Genomic DNA, 16,135 nt, shown 5'->3' with positions numbered 1-16,135 from the left:
TTTAGAAAAACAATTTTCGTTTTTTAACTAGTATCCAAATAACTACTGGTCCACCAATAATAGAAGTAATGGCATTAATCGGAATTACATTGACCGAATAAGGTAATTGTGCTATGCAATCACATAATAACATCAAAATTCCACCATATAAGAAAACGGCAGGTAACAAAACACGATGTTCCATGGTATTGAAAAATTGCCGAGTTAAATGAGGTACAGCAAGCCCCACAAAGGCTATAGGTCCGGCAAAGGCTGTAATAGACCCAGCCAACAGCCCAGTTGATAGAATGATTAAAAACTTTGATTTTTTAACTGAAATGCCCAAACTCTTGGCATAATTTTCACCTAACAATAAGGCGTTTAAATTCTTTAACGATAACAAAGAAAGAAGCAACCCAACTACTACAGTAATAGCTAAAATAATAAGTTGTTCCCAAGATAGATTGCCGACAGAGCCGTAAGACCAAAAAATAAAACGTTGTAGTTGTTCTGCTGGTGAAAAATAAGCCAATACACTAACTATTGCTCCGGTAATACTACCAAACATTAAGCCTATTATTAAAAGGGCCATGGTATCACGAACCCGATTCGCAACAACCATTACAACGGCTAGGACTAAAAAACTCCCTATACTAGCTGCTACAGCTAAAGAAAAATCACTTAAAAATTGAAAAGTGGCAAAACCAGATAATAGGCTAGCTCCCATTATCAGTAAAGCAGCTCCTAAACTGGCACCAGAACTTATGCCTAGAACAAAAGGGCCTGCTAGAGGATTTCTAAATAAAGTTTGCATTAAAAGCCCGCTAACCGCTAAACCACCACCAACTAAAATTGCTGTCAGTGCTTTTGGAATCCGATAGTTTAAAATAATATACTCCCAAGAAGTTGTTTTTAACGTTCCTCCAAAAAGCACTTTTAAAGTATCTGTAAATGGAATTGAAACACTACCTAAACTTATATTCAAAAGCATACTAAACAATAGCATAATTGTCAGCACTGAAAACCATTTTTTATAAGATCCTAATGAATTTGTCATTCTAAGGCTTTAAAGAAATATGGAATGTAATTTGGTTGCAATTCTGGATGAAAAATATGAACCAAGTCTTTTAATACTATGTCAGGTCGCTGGGGGGCAAGCTCGAAATATAATAGTCCACCGGTGGGCCCTTTTGTGGCCGAATAAGTAAACAACTTTTTTTTATTGTAGGCATTGAATTTGATATAATGAGTATTGGCATTAGCTAAATTTTCATAGGTTGTAAATTGAGATGGAGCAATCCAATAATCAGCTTTTTGACCTTTTTCAAGAACAGCCTCTATACTTAAAGCAAGGCTTCCTGTTCCTTTTGTTTCTGCCCACAGATAATTTGTGTTCGCATCCGCCAAGAACTGGGATGCCCAACTTTCACCTGCAGGCAAATACCATACATCTTTATATAGCGCACCACTCATGACTGTTGGTTTTTTATTACTTGTTTTAGCCAGTTCTTTAATTTGGTGATATGAATTTGCAATTGTTTTAAAAATACTATCAGCCTCTTTTTCTTTTTGAAGCAAGACACCAAAGAATTTTATCCATTCTGCCTTGCCTAGTGGAGTCTGTTCGGTCCAGTCACCATTAAATAGTATAGGAATTCCTGATTTTTGAAGGAGCTCATAGGTGGTATTTTGATTATCAATAGCAAACCCTACCAAGGCATCAGGATTCATTTCTAAAACCATCTCGGTATTCAATGTTTCATTTGATCCTAAATCTTTAATTTTCTTTGCATTTATAAGCTGCCTAGCTGGCATTGAAGATATATAGTCGGTGTCTGGAAAACCTTTTAATTTATCTAAACCACCTAAACTCTCCAATGCAGGAATATGTGTAGTAGAAGTTACCACAAGATTTTCGATAGGGGTTGTTATTACAGCATCATACAAGTCTTTGGTTACAGAAATTTTTTCTAAAGTTTCTATAGGAACAAAAGCATATCTAAAACTATGTTTTGCATTTGGCCAAGGATTTGTCACAGAAACAACAGTAAAATCACCTTCTCTATCAATACTAAAACCTTTTGCATATTGAACACTGCCGTTGTGCTGTCCATTATTGGCTTCGATTGTCTTAGCGTCTTTTTTACAGGAGGCTACTGTTAGTATTAATAAACTACTCCAAATTGCTTTAATGAAGATACTTTTCATGATTTCAAAAATAGGGTATTTAACTTATGTGATAAGGTTAAACAAAATGATTAGCTTCGCAGCGAAATTTGGTTCATATAAATCATCTTATATGATTAAAAGGGAATTTAGTGAGAAACTAGAGCTGTTCCCGCAACTGTGAGTATATGTCGAATTTTTCGGCATCTTGCTTGACTAAGCAAGTTGTATTTGCTTCAGACCACTGCTAGTTATTTCTAGTGGGAAGGTTAAATACAAATTACAAGCCAGGAGACCTGCCAATTTCGAACGATTAATATTAAACTTTCGGGATAAAAGTTTGCGTAGGGATTCCTATGGCTCTTCCGAGTAATTAAAATTAAAATGAAAAAAGTAGTAATAGGGTTTTTAGCCCTAAGTAATTTTTGCGTGTCTTTACTCGCACAAGATCAAGACTCAGTACGAGTTCAAATCCTTGATGAAGTTGTGGTTAGCGATTCTCGTTTTGCGCTTAAGCGAGAGTACTCGGGTAAAACCGTTATTAAAATTAGTGCGGAAGAAATAGCCCAGAATCAAGGTAGATCAGTAGCGGAGCTTATTAATTCTAAAAGTGGGATTGAAATTAACGGTAGTAGGAGTGTAGCAGGTCAGAATTTAGGCTATTTCATAAGAGGTGGTAATAACCGACAGGTTTTAGTTATAATAGATGGAATTCAGGTGAACGACCCTTCACAAATAGCTAATGATTTTGATTTAAGGTTATTAGATTTAAACACCATTGCGAATATTGAAATTATAAAAGGTTCTGCCAGTACACTTTATGGTAATGCAGCTGCAACAGCAGTAATTAGTATTACGACTAAAAATGCATCAAAAGAAAAGGTAGCTTTGAGTGTTAATTCAGTGGTTGGGACCAATGCATCGCAAAATGAAGATAATAAAACCTTGTCCAATTTTAACAATGCTATAAATTTAAACGGGACAATTGATAAGCTGACCTATTTGGTAGGGTTTGCTACTCAATATACCGATGGACTCTCGGCTGCCTCTGGTGTTAATACCGAAAAAGACCCGTTTTCTCGGCTTAATACCAATATGAAAATAGAATATAAATTCTCAGAAGCTCTTGATTTAAAGGTATTCGGAAGTTTTGATAAGATCAAAAATGATATTGATGGTTTTCCAGCTCCGTTATTTCAGTTTGCTGATACCAATGATGAATCTATTTCTGAGCAACTGAGATTTGCCGTTGCACCTACCTACACATATGAAAACGGAAGTATCTCTATAAATGCAAGCATGACCAGTATTGATAGGGAAACCAAATCAGATTTTCCTTCAGTATTTGAATCAAAAGGGTATAGTCTTGATATTTTCAATAAATATGTATTTGCCGACAAATTGTACACGATTGTTGGTTTTAACTATCAGCAAAACGAAACTCTTTTTGCCGAGGAAGTTAGTTATACCAATAGTGACCCATATGCCAATTTCGTTTATGTCTCTGATTTTGGTTTGAACTTGAACGTTGGAGCACGATTAAACAACCACAGCGAGTACGGAAGTCAATTTACCTATAATTTTAACCCTTCTTACTCTTTTGATTTGGGTAAGGGGTATGGTAAGTTTTTAGCTTCATACAGCACCTCTTTCATCGCTCCTAGTTTGTTTCAATTATTTGATGGGACTTTTGGAAATCCAGACCTGCAGGCTGAAGATAATAGAACATTAGAAGGTGGTTTTGAATGGAATCTTGGAAAAACGTTGCGTGTTAGCGGTCTTTACTTTAACCGAAACGAAACAAATACTGTTATTTTTACCACTATAGATCCAGTTAATTTTATTTCGCAATATACCAATGCCGAAGGAGACGCTAAAATACAAGGAGCAGAACTAGAAGTAGCTTCTGAATTGATTTCAGGATTACAACTTTCTGCGAATTACACCTTCACACAATTAAAGGAGGGCAATCGGGTAAGATTACCAAAACATAGGGCGAATGCAAATTTGAATTACCAATTTTCAGATAAGACTAATGCGACTTTAACTTATCAATACGTTGGTAGTAGAGAAGATACTGATTTTAGCACCTTTCAAAATGTAGAACTTGATGCTTACTCTTTAATAGACCTTTACATAGGCCATCGATTTAAAAACAATAAACTGAAGTTGTTTGTTAACATCACCAACATCTTTAATGAAGATTATCAAGAAATTATTGGGTATAGTACCAGGGGTAGAAACTATAATTTGGGTCTCAATATTAATCTTTAAATAGTTGGCCCACATTCTTGAATTTAAGATTGTGGGCCATTTCTTTATTTCTATTTGAGATTAATTGGTTTATCTAAAAACATATTATCTCTTAATGGAGCATGTAACTTTGAGTTTGACACTTCTTCACCAGTTCCAATTACTTCTCTAAAAATAGATTTGGAAGTAACACCAGTAATTTCTTGAATAGCTCTTGCAAGTAGAGGTTCACTTAAATTGCCGAGCTGTCCAAGATTTCCAAAATCTTCTCCAAGCTCAATGTCTGGCGCTAAACCATTAGTGTAATCGAAAAAGCCGTCAGCATTTTCATTACGTCCTACCAAAGGCTGAATTGCCCAACTATTATTCGGATTTATTTGATTTTCTCGAGATGAATTATACACATAATCATTTTCAGAATCATCAATTAATGTGATTGAAAACTCGTTTTTTCCTCGTGTGGTCTCTCCGATATGAATAATATCTAAGTAGGGTGCTAAACCATTCATCACCAATTCGCTCGCTGAAGCGGAACTATTAGTTGCAATTACAAAAACTCTATTTAGATTTAAAGTATTTATAGGAGTTCCCGCTCCAGTGGTTGAGGCAAAATAATCTTCTAACTGAGATGAGCTTAATTGTTCTTGAACTTTTGCATTCCACCGTTGTTTTATATATAAGTCTTGAGTTCTAGTACCATAAATCATACTTGCCAATAACCTTGAAGAATTAACAGAACCTCCAGGATTATAGCGCATATCAAGAACTAAATCTGTAACTCCATTAGCTACAAATTGGCCGAAAGCAGCATTCAGTTGTTCATCAAAACCACGAGTGAAACCATTGTACATTAGATAACCGATTTTTTGACCATTTACATCAAGGGTAGTAGCTACTAAAACCGGATTTTCGGTCAAACCTTCTAACTTAGTTAGTGAAACCTCTTCTTCTATATCAGTAATTGTTGAATTTTCAATTGTTGCAAGGCCTAGGGTATAAGAGTCATTATCTCCAAATAATAATTCTCTATAATTATCTAAATTTAATTGTTGACCATCTACTCTTGTAAAAATGTCTCCTCTTTGTATATCCTTAGTCGCTGCGTCTGAATTTGGAATGATATATCGCACGTATCCAAATATATTATTACCATCAGAAAATTGTACTAAACCAAATTCCAATCCATTGTTTTTCGAAATACCATTAAGGCTATTTACCAAAGTATTATAATCTTCATTAGAGAAACTAAAACGATCTTCTATGAATTGAATACTATTATAAAAATCTAAGGGATTAGGAGTTGCTTGTAAAAATTCCGTGTAAACCTCATTATTAGCAAACCTGTCATCAGCGAGATCTGGGACTTCTGCTTGCCAAAAGTACCAATCATTCATGGCGTTCCACATAAAATTCTGCACCGTTACATCACCTGAGGTGGGATTTAAAGGATTATCATCATTTTTATCACAAGAGATGACTATAAAACCTAAGCCAACAAATAAGAAGAGAAGTTTTTTCATAGTGTTTTTATAATTTCAATAGCAATTAGTATTCCAAAGTAGCTTCTTTACTATAACAACTTTAGTTTGAAAAACCCTAAAATACTTACATCTAATAAATTTTTAATACTATTTGTAACAATATTCGTTATGTTTCGTCTTCAAGTTGTAAGTCAGTAAATGATTTACAACAATTCAACCACCAAATGCAACAAAAAGAGTTTTTAAATCTTGTGATGCCCTTTAAGGATAAGCTGTTTAGACTGGCGAAGCGATTGCTTGTGTCAAGAGAAGAAGCTGAAGATGCAACTCAAGAGATTTTATTAAAACTATGGTCAAAAAATGAGGCAATGAGCCAATATAAAAGTGTTGAGGCTTTTGCTATGACCATGACAAAGAATTTCTGTCTAGATCGATTGAAATCTAAACAAGCTGGTAATTTAAAATTAGTTCATAGTAATTATAAAGATGAAAATACTAGTCTACAGAAACAATTAGAAATTGAAGATAGTGTAAGTTGGGTAGAACGAATAATGGATGAATTACCAGAGCAACAAAAATTGGTCTTGCAATTGAGAGATATTGAGGATTATGATTTTGATGAAATTTCAGATATGCTCAGTATGAAACCGACAGCAGTTCGTGTAACATTATCAAGAGCGAGAAAAGCAGTTAGAGAAAAATTAATGCAAAAGCATAGCTATGGAATCGGATAAGAACATAGAAAAATTATTAGAAAAATATTTTGAAGCAACGACAACAGTTGTTGAAGAAGAAACATTGCGAGCGTATTTTAATCAAGAGGGCGTAGCATCGCATCTTGAGCAATACCAACCTATGTTCACTTATTTTTCTAAAGCCAAAGAAGAACAGTTTACAAAAGTAACATCGCTATCGGAACCTGTAAAACCTAGAAGAAGATTCAATTATAGATGGGTTTCCGTTGCGGCGGCAGTAGTGTTGGCATTTGGTGTGTATTTCGGTAATGATTATCGAGAACAAAGAGAGGCCCAAAAGGTCTATTTACAAACAAAAGAGGCTTTAAATCTTTTAGCAGTAAATTTTAATAAAGGCACTGAAAAAGTTGCTTTGTTAAATGAGTTTGAAGTCGCAAAACAAAAAGTTTTAAGTAATGATTAATAATAACAAAATGAGAAAGAATATTTTAATTCTATTAGTAGCCCTATTACCACTTTCTGGGTTTTCACAATCGCTTTTTGATAAGTATGAAGAGTTAGATGATGTAACATCAGTTGTGGTGAATCAAAGCATGTTCAATCTATTGGCAAAGATTGATGTTGAGGTAGATGATCCTGAAGCACAAGACTTTGTAGATATTGCAACGAGTTTAAAGAGCCTCAAAGTATTTACAACAGATAATCAATCTATTGGAGCAGATATGAAAGCTTCTGTAAATGGTTATTTAAAGAAATCGTCTCTAACTGAATTAATGCGTATTAAAGACAAAGATGCTAATGTGAAATTTTACATTAAAGAAGGTAAAGATAGTGATCATGTTAGTGAGCTGTTAATGTTCGTTACCGGACTTAAAGATGTTGATTTAGAGGTTAATGATAGAAAATTTGAAACAGTATTACTTTCATTGACTGGGGATATTGATTTAAATAAAATCAATTCATTGACAAAAAAAATGAATTTACCAGATGAATTAAACAAAGCTGGTAACAATTAATAGTCAATTTGCAAAGAGCGGTTGTCAGTTAGTCTTATGGTTAACTGACAACTATACTTTAAAAAAAATCAATCAAAAATCAAAAACGAATAACATGAAAAAATTTATAATAATAGCGTTGGTAGCTTTATTACCTGTTCTAGGTACATCACAATCTGCTTTTGACAAATATGAAGATTCTGAAAATGTAGGTTCAGTAATCATCAATAAAGGTCTATTAGGTATTGTAGCAAGTATGTCTGCTGACGAAAATGATAAGGAAACTCAAGAATTCATAGAATTAGCAAAAAGTATCGATAATATCAAAGTCTTTATGTCAGAAGATGCATCGGCTTCTGCTGATATGGCGAAGACTATGAAAAAATATGTAAAATCAGCTTCGCTTGAAGAGTTAATGAAGGTTAAAGATGGTGATACTAATGTAAGGTTTTACATAAAAAACGGCCGAAACTCTAACCGAGTTACAGAATTATTGATGTTTGTGACCGGAATAGATGAAAAAGCAAAGGGTAAAAATGGACCGCATTTTGAAACTGTGCTTTTGACAATGACTGGTGATATTGAGCTAAGTAAGATAGGTTCACTTACAAATAAAATGAATTTACCCAAAGAGCTAAAAAAAGCTAAAAGAGGTAAATAATTATTACAATTAACTGTAACAAAACAGCCAAAAATCATACTTATTTATAAGTCAATCAAAAAATATAAAACAATGAAAAAAATAATTAAAAGCACCTTATTACTTGCAGTTATTTTGCTTGGGTCATGTGCTTCACAACAAAGCCTTCAAGAGTACTATATAGATAATCAAGAAAATCCTAATTTCATTTCTTTAGATATTCCTGCAAGTATTTTGAAAATGGAGGTAGCAGAATTAACAGATGGTCAACAAGCAGCTGTTAACTCTTTAAAAAAGTTTAATCTTTTGGCTTTTAAAAAGACCGATGAAAATTCTAGTGACTTTAAGATAGAAAAGGCTAGAGTGAAAGAGATATTGAAAAATGATGATTTTGTTGAGTTAATGAAAATTAATTCACAGTACGGTAAAGGAGTGGTAAAGTATCTTGGAGACGAAAATGCTATTGATGAAGTTATCATTTATGGTGCAAGTGACGAACAGGGTTTTGCTTTGGTTCGTGTATTAGGGAAAGATATGAATCCAGCTCATATTGTACAGCTAATGCAAGCCATTCAAAAATCAGATTATAATGGAGAAGGCCTGGGGGAAATAGGTAAGTTCTTAAAAGGATAATCCAAACTCAACTCAACTTGAAAATCCTGAAATGCAATTGCACTTCAGGATTTTTTTATGTTATAGATTTGATACTTTCTTAAAAAAAAGTGGTGACCAAATTGTTATATTAGTGTCAGAAAAATATATAACACTAAAACCTATATAAACAATATGGAAAATTTATCAATGGAAAGCATAATGGGTTACGTTGAAACCTATGGAGTACCAGTTTTAAAAGCCATTCTCGTATACATTATTGGTTCTTTTATTATCAAGAAACTAGTAGGTATTTTAAGAAAGGTAATGGCTAAAGGAAGTTATGATGAATCATTACAGAAGTTTTTGATGAATTTGGTTTCTTGGGCTTTAAAAATATTCTTAATAATAACAGTTATTGGTACGTTAGGAATTGAAACTACTAGTTTGGCAGCTGTAATCGCCGCCGCAGGTTTAGCTGTTGGTTTAGCCTTGCAGGGATCACTTTCAAATTTTGCAGGAGGAGTTTTAATAATGATTTTTAAGCCTTATAAAATTGGCGATTTAGTTGAAGCTCAAGGAGTATTAGGAGTTGTAAAAGAGATTGAAATTTTTACTACAAAATTAGTTTCTCCAGACAACAAACTCTTGATTGTACCAAATGGGGCAATGGCCAATGGAAATATTGTAAACTATACAGCAGAAGGTAAGATCCGAGTTGATACCGTGATTGGTGTTGATTACGCATCTGATATCAAACAAACAAAAGATGTTTTATTGGAAGTATTAACTTCGAATCCACTGGTTTTACAAGACCCTGCACCATCCGTTAATGTTATGGAATTGGCTGATAGTTCAGTGAATTTTGCTGTACGTCCTTTTTGCAAACCTGAGCATTATTGGGATGTCTACTTTGGAACATATGAAAATTGTAAAATAGCCTTGGATAAAGCAGGAATTGAAATTCCATATCCACATGAAGTTCAGATTAATAAATAATTTGAATCTACAATTTTAAAAAATTAAAGACCGCTAAAAAGCGGTCTTTTTTAGTTTTATAGGCTTACTATATGCCAGTATAGTTAGAGGGGTTTATTTGTTTTAGCTCAGTCTTAATATCATCTGAAACTTCTAGGGTTTCAATAAAACTGGAAATAGATTGGTGGTTAATTTTTTCATTAGTACGAGTTAGTCCTTTCAAAGCCTCATAAGGATTTGGATAACCTTCTCGTCTCAGAATTGTTTGGATAGCCTCAGCAACAACAGCCCAGTTATCCTCAAGGTCTTGTTCAAATTTAGAGCTGTTCAAAACAAGTTTATTCAAACCCTTTAAAGTAGATTGAAAAGCAACCACAGTATGAGCAAAAGGTACACCCACATTTCGGAGTACTGTACTGTCGGTTAAATCACGTTGTAACCTAGATACTGGTAGTTTGCCTGAAAGATGTTCAAAAATTGCGTTTGCTAAACCAAGATTTCCTTCTGAGTTTTCAAAATCTATTGGATTTACCTTATGTGGCATAGCTGAGGAGCCAACTTCACCTTTCTTTATCTTTTGTTTAAAATAATCCATTGAAATATAAGTCCACATATCTCGGTTTAAATCAACTATGATGGTATTAATGCGCTTTAAACAATCAAATAGCGCAGCCATATGATCATAGTGTTCAATCTGAGTAGTAGGGAAGGATTGGTATAAACCTAGTTTTTCTTGGACAAATTCTTGTCCAAATTTTTTCCAGTCTATTTGTGGGAAGGCAACTTTGTGCGCATTATAATTACCTGTTGCTCCGCCAAATTTTGCGGCTGAAGGAATATCATTTAGTAAATCAAACTGTTGTTTTAAACGTTCAACAAAAACACCAATTTCTTTACCCAATCTCGTTGGACTTGCAGGTTGACCGTGGGTTCTAGCCAACATTGGTATTGCTTCCCATTCTTTAGCTAAAGTTTTAAGTTTATCAAAAACTTCAAAGTATAAGGGGACATAAACATCATTCATTGCCGATTTAATTGAAAACGGAATTGCTGTATTATTAATGTCTTGTGAAGTCAATCCAAAATGGATAAACTCTTTATATTTCTGTAATTTTAAGTCGTCAAATTTTTGTTTGATAAAATATTCGACTGCTTTTACATCATGGTTGGTAATCTTTTCAATGTCCTTAATTGCTTGAGCATCACTGGCTGAAAACTCCAGATAAATTTTTTGCAAATCAGCAAACAATGATTTGTCAAAATCTGACAATTGAGGTAAAGGAATTTCACATAGCGCAATAAAATATTCAATTTCAACTTGAACCCGATATTTGATTAAAGCTTCTTCAGAAAAATAATTACCTAAAGCTTCAGTTTTATTGCGATAACGACCATCAATAGGAGATATAGCGCTTAGTTGATTTAAAGACATTTTGCTAATTTTTAAGAAAGCGCAAAGATACTTAATATTAAAGATTTATATTCCTTTTGCAATAAGCTTCTCAAGGGTTTTTTTGCCTCTGCTTTTATATCCAGCGGTGCTATTTCCAATGGTTGTTTCCAAGATTATTTTCAATTCTGGGTAGATCCAATCAAACCGCTTTCCTAATTCAAATAATGAAGACATTGCAAACACTTTTGTTGCCACTTTATGATTGCCAATGAACCAGTCAAAACAAACATCAACTAATCGTTCTAATTGTTGATTGGTAATTACGTTTACAAACTCTTTTTCACCTTTAAAATATGCTATAGTTATCAATTCACAAGTGTGGGCCATGGGCCGAAGACATGATTCTGAAACTAAGTTTTTAAGTTCTTTACTGAAAAATTCAAAATGGGGTAATAGATATTTTAATTTTTTTCTCATTAAATGGTCAAAAACCCAGCTTGCATTAAAATCATGCTCTTTATCTTGTCTAAATACTTCTTGAAGTAGCATTTCAGTAAGATTAGGGTAATCCATCAATTCATTTACTAACTCATCAATTTCAGTTTTAGATAATCGCCCTGAATTAAGCCTTCTATAAAGTTGCTCTTCTTTCAAATTTTATAAATTGGAATTTAATTCGTTTACCAATTGCGGTACACCAATACTAGCTGAAGATTTTAGAATTGTTAAATTTTCGAAATCATTTTTGGTAACACTCGGTTTCGGATCAATAAAAAAAATTGGGGTTTCAGATTTTACATAATTCACCAAACTCGCTGCCGGGTATACTTGCATTGATGTTCCAATTATAATTAAAATATCGGCTGTATAAGTTATTTCAATTGCTCTTTCGAGCATCGGCACCATTTCACCAAACCATACGATATGAGGGCGTAGTTGATGCCCATCTGTTCCTAAATCGCCTATGTTCAAATCTTTTTTCCAATTCAATACGAGATTTTCATTTACTGTACTTCTTACTTTGAAAAGCTCACCATGTAGGTGTAAAACTTTTGAACTTCCGGCTTGCTCATGTAAATTATCAACGTTTTGAGTAATGATATTTACTTCAAAATTGGTTTCAAGTTCAACTAAAGCCAAATGGCCAGCATTTGGTTTTACTTTTAATAACTGATTTCTTCTTTGATTATAAAACTCTAAAACCAATTCAGGATTTTTTGCAAACCCTTGTGGAGAGGCTACCTCCATAACGTCATGACCTTCCCATAAACCATTGGCATCTCGAAAAGTTTTCAATCCGCTTTCTGCACTAATTCCTGCACCTGTTAATATTACAATCTTTTTATTCATAACATGAATGATTTTAAAATTACAAATTTCATTCAGGGCTAACATCTAAAAACTATGCTTATTTCTCGCAAAAATGAATTTCGTATTTTTAATCACAACCAATTAAAAATTAACAAGATGACTACAGTATTATACATTGTTGCGGGTCTCATTTTTCTGATAATAATTTTGACTCTTTTAGCTCCTAAGACCTATGATGTTTCTCGTTCAATAACTATTGAGAAACCCAAAAAAGACGTATTTGAGGTATTACGTTCACTTAAAAAGCAAGATGAATGGTCACCATGGGCAAAAAAAGACCCTAATATGAAAAAGGAGTTTAAAGGTATAGATGGAGAGGAAGGGTCGGTAAGTTATTGGTTAGGGAATAAGGAAGTAGGTGAAGGTGAGCAAGAAATTAAAAAAATTATTGATGGCGAACGTATTGAAGGGGAACTACGTTTTATGAAGCCCTTTAAATCTGAATCAAACTGTTATTTCATCACAGATGAGATTTCAGAGGGAAACACAAAAGTCACTTGGGGCTTTTCAGGAAAAAACAAATTCCCGATGAGTATCATGATGCTATTTATGAGTATGGATAAAATGGTAGGTAAGGACTTTGAAGAAGGACTTTCAAATCTGAAAACTATTATGGAAGGCTAGCATGAATAAAAATATGATAGGTTGGTTTGAAATTCCTGTTACTGATATGGAACGAGCCAAAACCTTTTACGAAACAGTTTTTCAAATAGAAATTCAAATTCATGATTTTGGAGAAGCGGTTATGGGTTGGTTTCCAAGTGCAGATGGTAAGCCAGGCAGTTCAGGTTCTTTAATACAAAAACCTGAATGGTATATTCCAAATTTTAAAGAAGGTGTTTTGATTTACTTTTCCTCTGACGATGTTCAAAATGAATTAAACAGTATAACAGCTGCAGGTGGTCGTATATTAAAACAAAAAACGCTGATTAGTCCTGATATAGGGTATATGGCTCTTTTTCATGATTCCGAGGGCAATCGAATAGCTTTACATTCAAAAAAATAGACTATTCCATTAACTCTAATAAGGCTATATCAAAATCATTTTCTAAAATAACCTTATTATTACTAACGATTACTTCAGTTTCTGAGTAGGTATCGTAAAGTCTGGTGCCATTTCCAAAAAAGCCTTTTACCCAAAGCGATTTTTTACCTTTTGGAAGATTTAAGCCAATAACTACTTTGTCTTTATACTCGCCGTTAACATAGGTTCTTGAGAACACATAAGGAGATTTCGCTAAACGTTTATGTTTTCCCGCTCCAACAGCAGGGTGATTAGCTCTAAATTGCCCTAATTTTTGCCAATGACTATGAACTCTTTGGATAGACGGAATACTATCCAAATCTTCCCAATTCATATAAGAACGTAGCGTTGCATCCCCTTCTGTTCCTTCTATAACAAGTGGTCGAGAAGTTTCATCTCCATAGTACACTTGAGAAGCCCCTGGAGTTAACAATAATACATTGGCCGAATAAAATGGTTTTTTACGTTCTTTGTCAAAGGGACTACCATCATCGTGTGAGGTTAGGTAATTAAGAACACTTTTCTCCTTAAGTTTTGTATTGAGTAATTTATTATACTTTCTGAAAATGGTTTCATAATCTTTCTGAGCATCATATTTTAACTCAAAATTGATGAGACTTTTAAATCCATGATTAAAAAAATCAACTTTTTTATCACCAAAATTAAATAATCGCCCTGTTGAAATACCATAATTATAAACTTCTCCAACCATATAAAATGGGTTATCATCTAACACTTCATTCGGATGTTTTTTCTTCCAAGTTTCAAAAGCGTATTCTGATTCTTGATATAACTCCGTCCAAGCATTTTCATTAACGTGTTTAACGGTATCTACGCGAAAACCATCTACACCAAATTCATGAATATAATCTGTTAACCACTTGATAATATAAAATCTAGGAGCTCTGGGGTATCCTGTTCTTTCAAAAAATAGGTTTAATTCATCCAGTTCTTGACTAAGTCGTCCTTCCTCTTTCCATTTTGCTAGTAAAGCATCTGGTAATTCTACCGGTACGTCAGATTCCGTTAAAATATCAGGTAAATTATCTACTAATGTACATGCGGTAGTATTATCATAGGTGGTGAATTCGCACGTGGGATCTTTTCGAACCCACTCTTCTGGCCAGACAGGGTCTATCTCTGTTTCAGGTCCAGTATGGTTTAAAACTACATCCAACAAAATTCTTATGCCCTTGGCATGTGCTTTCTTAACTAAATTCTCAAGGTCTTTACTTGTACCAAAATTCGGATCTATTGCCGTCCAGTCTTTTGCCCAATAACCGTGATAGGCATAAGTATTGCCAGTTCCTTCATTAGTTGCTCCATGAACTTGCTCTATAATAGGGGTAAACCAAATTGCATTAATACCTAAATCAGTAAAATACCCTTCATCGATTTTCTTAGAAATACCATCAATATCCCCACCTTCAAAGCCTCTTAAAACAGCTGTTGAATCTGTTCTTTCAAAATTCACATCTTTTTCAGGATTGCCATTATTAAAACGATCTGTTAGTAAAAAATAGATATTAGCCCCTTCCCAAAAAAATGGCACTTCTTTTTTTACTTCCTTCTCTGTTGCGGCAACAACTTTTTCTTCAGAAATGCTTTCTTTTTTTACTTTTTTACAACCTAAAAGAAAGGTCAATATCGACATTGCGATAAGTAGTTTTTTCATCTTTGAGGAATTTCTCTAAAACTATAAAATGCATATCGAATTATAAAATTTATTTCCTCAGTATTCAATAGTAGAGCAATACTAGTGCATGTTGATCATAATAGAAATCACAACTATTTACGGTTCAATACTTTATATTCTTCATAGCAGCTACTAATTGCATCTAATATTTGAAGATCATTAGCTGTTTGTATGAAGGATTTTGAATAATTACAGTTGTTCAAGATGTCTTCAATATCCATTTTTTCAATTTGCAGCAATTGGATGAGTGTTTCCCGATCAAATTTAGAAGCCAACAAATCTCTAATATCATCATCTTCTTTCATCTGTCTTAACTTTCGCATTTGTTGTGGTTTCTTCCCAAATAAATTCCGCAACAAATCCGCAGGATTTAAGATAGCCCCTAAAACTTTGGTAACTGCACTTGGGTTCTTATTTCCTCCTTCATAGCTTTTGTTAAGACCTGAAATACTATATTGATATCCGGAATTTACCGGTAAGTTTTTTACATCAATTTCTAAAAAGCCAGTAAGTTGATAAGGTCTTACAATTACTTCTTCTAAGGCGTATGCCAATTCCGTTAGTGATATTTTGGTGTCCTCAAACTTGAACATATCATTGGTAACTCGAACCTTTTGTGGTTTAAAGCCCAAATAGGTTAAATATAGCGTATCGTTAACAGCAGCATCAATTGCAAATTGTCCGTCTTGATTTGTAATAGTACCCTTAACTTGATTTAAGTTGATAATATGAACACTCTCGAGCGGAAAGTTCGTTTGAGCATTTATAACGGTTGCTTTGAGTTCTTGAATAATTTGAGAATTCTCATTGTTCTGAGAAATACCTAGGGCAGTAAATAGAATAAAAACAACGGGTAAAAGTCTATTCATGTAA

The 16,135-nt window shown here is 33.7% G+C and carries 17 protein-coding genes and 1 riboswitch; of the genes, 9 read left to right on the top strand and 8 right to left on the bottom strand.

The window, feature by feature from the left end:
• Position 1 precedes the first annotated feature (1 nt).
• Complete coding sequence (locus tag RM520_RS09560; protein WP_311387858.1) at positions 2-1,036, bottom strand: FecCD family ABC transporter permease; 1,035 nt, start codon at positions 1,034-1,036, stop codon at positions 2-4.
• The gene (locus RM520_RS09555; protein WP_311387857.1) at positions 1,033-2,187 is read right to left on the bottom strand and encodes an ABC transporter substrate-binding protein; all 1,155 of its coding nucleotides are present in this window, start codon (positions 2,185-2,187) and stop codon (positions 1,033-1,035) included. Before RM520_RS09555 ends, RM520_RS09560 begins: the two co-directional genes overlap by 4 nt.
• A gap of 51 nt (positions 2,188-2,238) precedes the next feature.
• A riboswitch (cobalamin riboswitch) is annotated at positions 2,239-2,463 on the top strand.
• Positions 2,464-2,529: 66 nt separating this feature from the next.
• On the opposite strand from RM520_RS09555, the gene RM520_RS09550 reads away from it, so the two are divergent.
• A complete protein-coding gene (locus RM520_RS09550) occupies positions 2,530-4,419 on the top strand; it encodes a TonB-dependent receptor plug domain-containing protein (protein WP_311387856.1) in 1,890 nt (629 codons plus the stop codon).
• A gap of 50 nt (positions 4,420-4,469) precedes the next feature.
• On the opposite strand, the gene RM520_RS09545 is transcribed toward RM520_RS09550, so the two are convergent.
• Positions 4,470-5,918, bottom strand: coding sequence for a GFO_1087 family putative carboxy terminal peptidase (locus RM520_RS09545; RefSeq protein ID WP_311387855.1), 1,449 nt, complete (start codon positions 5,916-5,918; stop codon positions 4,470-4,472).
• A 185-nt stretch (positions 5,919-6,103) separates the two neighbouring features.
• On the opposite strand from RM520_RS09545, the gene RM520_RS09540 reads away from it, so the two are divergent.
• The 6 genes from RM520_RS09540 (at position 6,104) to RM520_RS09515 (ending at position 9,799) form a co-directional block, all read left to right on the top strand.
• On the top strand, positions 6,104-6,613 hold the full coding sequence (locus RM520_RS09540; RefSeq protein ID WP_311385484.1) for an RNA polymerase sigma factor: 510 nt from the start codon (positions 6,104-6,106) through the stop codon (positions 6,611-6,613).
• The gene (locus tag RM520_RS09535) at positions 6,600-7,037 is read left to right on the top strand and encodes a PG0215 family putative anti-sigma factor (protein WP_311387854.1); all 438 of its coding nucleotides are present in this window, start codon (positions 6,600-6,602) and stop codon (positions 7,035-7,037) included. The genes RM520_RS09540 and RM520_RS09535 overlap by 14 nt, the downstream gene beginning before the upstream one ends.
• Positions 7,038-7,047: 10 nt before the next feature.
• Positions 7,048-7,590 (top strand): DUF4252 domain-containing protein, encoded by a 543-nt coding sequence (locus RM520_RS09530; protein WP_311385482.1) that lies wholly within the window; start codon positions 7,048-7,050, stop codon positions 7,588-7,590.
• Positions 7,591-7,684: 94 nt separating this feature from the next.
• Positions 7,685-8,230 carry a DUF4252 domain-containing protein gene (locus tag RM520_RS09525; RefSeq protein WP_311385481.1) on the top strand — a complete coding sequence of 182 codons (546 nt, stop codon included), beginning with the start codon at positions 7,685-7,687 and terminating at the stop codon, positions 8,228-8,230.
• Between the two features lie 72 nt (positions 8,231-8,302).
• Entirely contained in the window at positions 8,303-8,842 is a 540-nt protein-coding gene (locus RM520_RS09520) for a GFO_1091 family lipoprotein (protein WP_311387853.1), read from the top strand.
• A gap of 153 nt (positions 8,843-8,995) precedes the next feature.
• Entirely contained in the window at positions 8,996-9,799 is an 804-nt protein-coding gene (locus RM520_RS09515) for a mechanosensitive ion channel family protein (protein ID WP_311387852.1), read from the top strand.
• A gap of 67 nt (positions 9,800-9,866) precedes the next feature.
• Here RM520_RS09515 and purB read toward each other — a convergent pair whose 3' ends face one another.
• Genes purB through RM520_RS09500 form a run of 3 tightly spaced genes read right to left on the bottom strand, consistent with a single transcriptional unit; the run spans position 9,867 to position 12,521 of the window.
• Complete coding sequence (purB, locus tag RM520_RS09510) at positions 9,867-11,210, bottom strand: adenylosuccinate lyase (RefSeq protein WP_311387851.1); 1,344 nt, start codon at positions 11,208-11,210, stop codon at positions 9,867-9,869.
• Positions 11,211-11,255: 45 nt separating this feature from the next.
• Complete coding sequence (locus RM520_RS09505) at positions 11,256-11,825, bottom strand: HEAT-like fold family protein (RefSeq protein WP_311387850.1); 570 nt, start codon at positions 11,823-11,825, stop codon at positions 11,256-11,258.
• A gap of 3 nt (positions 11,826-11,828) precedes the next feature.
• Positions 11,829-12,521, bottom strand: coding sequence for an SIR2 family NAD-dependent protein deacylase (locus tag RM520_RS09500; protein WP_311387849.1), 693 nt, complete (start codon positions 12,519-12,521; stop codon positions 11,829-11,831).
• Between the two features lie 117 nt (positions 12,522-12,638).
• Between RM520_RS09500 and RM520_RS09495 the strand changes: the two genes are divergently transcribed.
• Together RM520_RS09495 and RM520_RS09490 are read left to right on the top strand one after the other, a co-directional pair.
• Positions 12,639-13,166, top strand: coding sequence for an SRPBCC family protein (locus RM520_RS09495; protein WP_311387848.1), 528 nt, complete (start codon positions 12,639-12,641; stop codon positions 13,164-13,166).
• 1 nt (position 13,167) lies between these two features.
• Positions 13,168-13,548 carry a VOC family protein gene (locus RM520_RS09490; RefSeq protein ID WP_311387847.1) on the top strand — a complete coding sequence of 127 codons (381 nt, stop codon included), beginning with the start codon at positions 13,168-13,170 and terminating at the stop codon, positions 13,546-13,548.
• Position 13,549: 1 nt separating this feature from the next.
• Here RM520_RS09490 and RM520_RS09485 read toward each other — a convergent pair whose 3' ends face one another.
• Positions 13,550-15,241 (bottom strand): alpha-amylase family glycosyl hydrolase, encoded by a 1,692-nt coding sequence (locus tag RM520_RS09485; RefSeq protein WP_311387846.1) that lies wholly within the window; start codon positions 15,239-15,241, stop codon positions 13,550-13,552.
• Positions 15,242-15,354: 113 nt separating this feature from the next.
• Entirely contained in the window at positions 15,355-16,131 is a 777-nt protein-coding gene (locus RM520_RS09480) for a carboxypeptidase-like regulatory domain-containing protein (protein ID WP_311387845.1), read from the bottom strand.
• Positions 16,132-16,135 lie beyond the last annotated feature (4 nt).

Source organism: Croceitalea vernalis, from assembly GCF_031846405.1.
GTDB lineage: Bacteria > Bacteroidota > Bacteroidia > Flavobacteriales > Flavobacteriaceae > Croceitalea > Croceitalea vernalis.
This window is presented reverse-complemented; position numbering and strand designations above follow the sequence as displayed.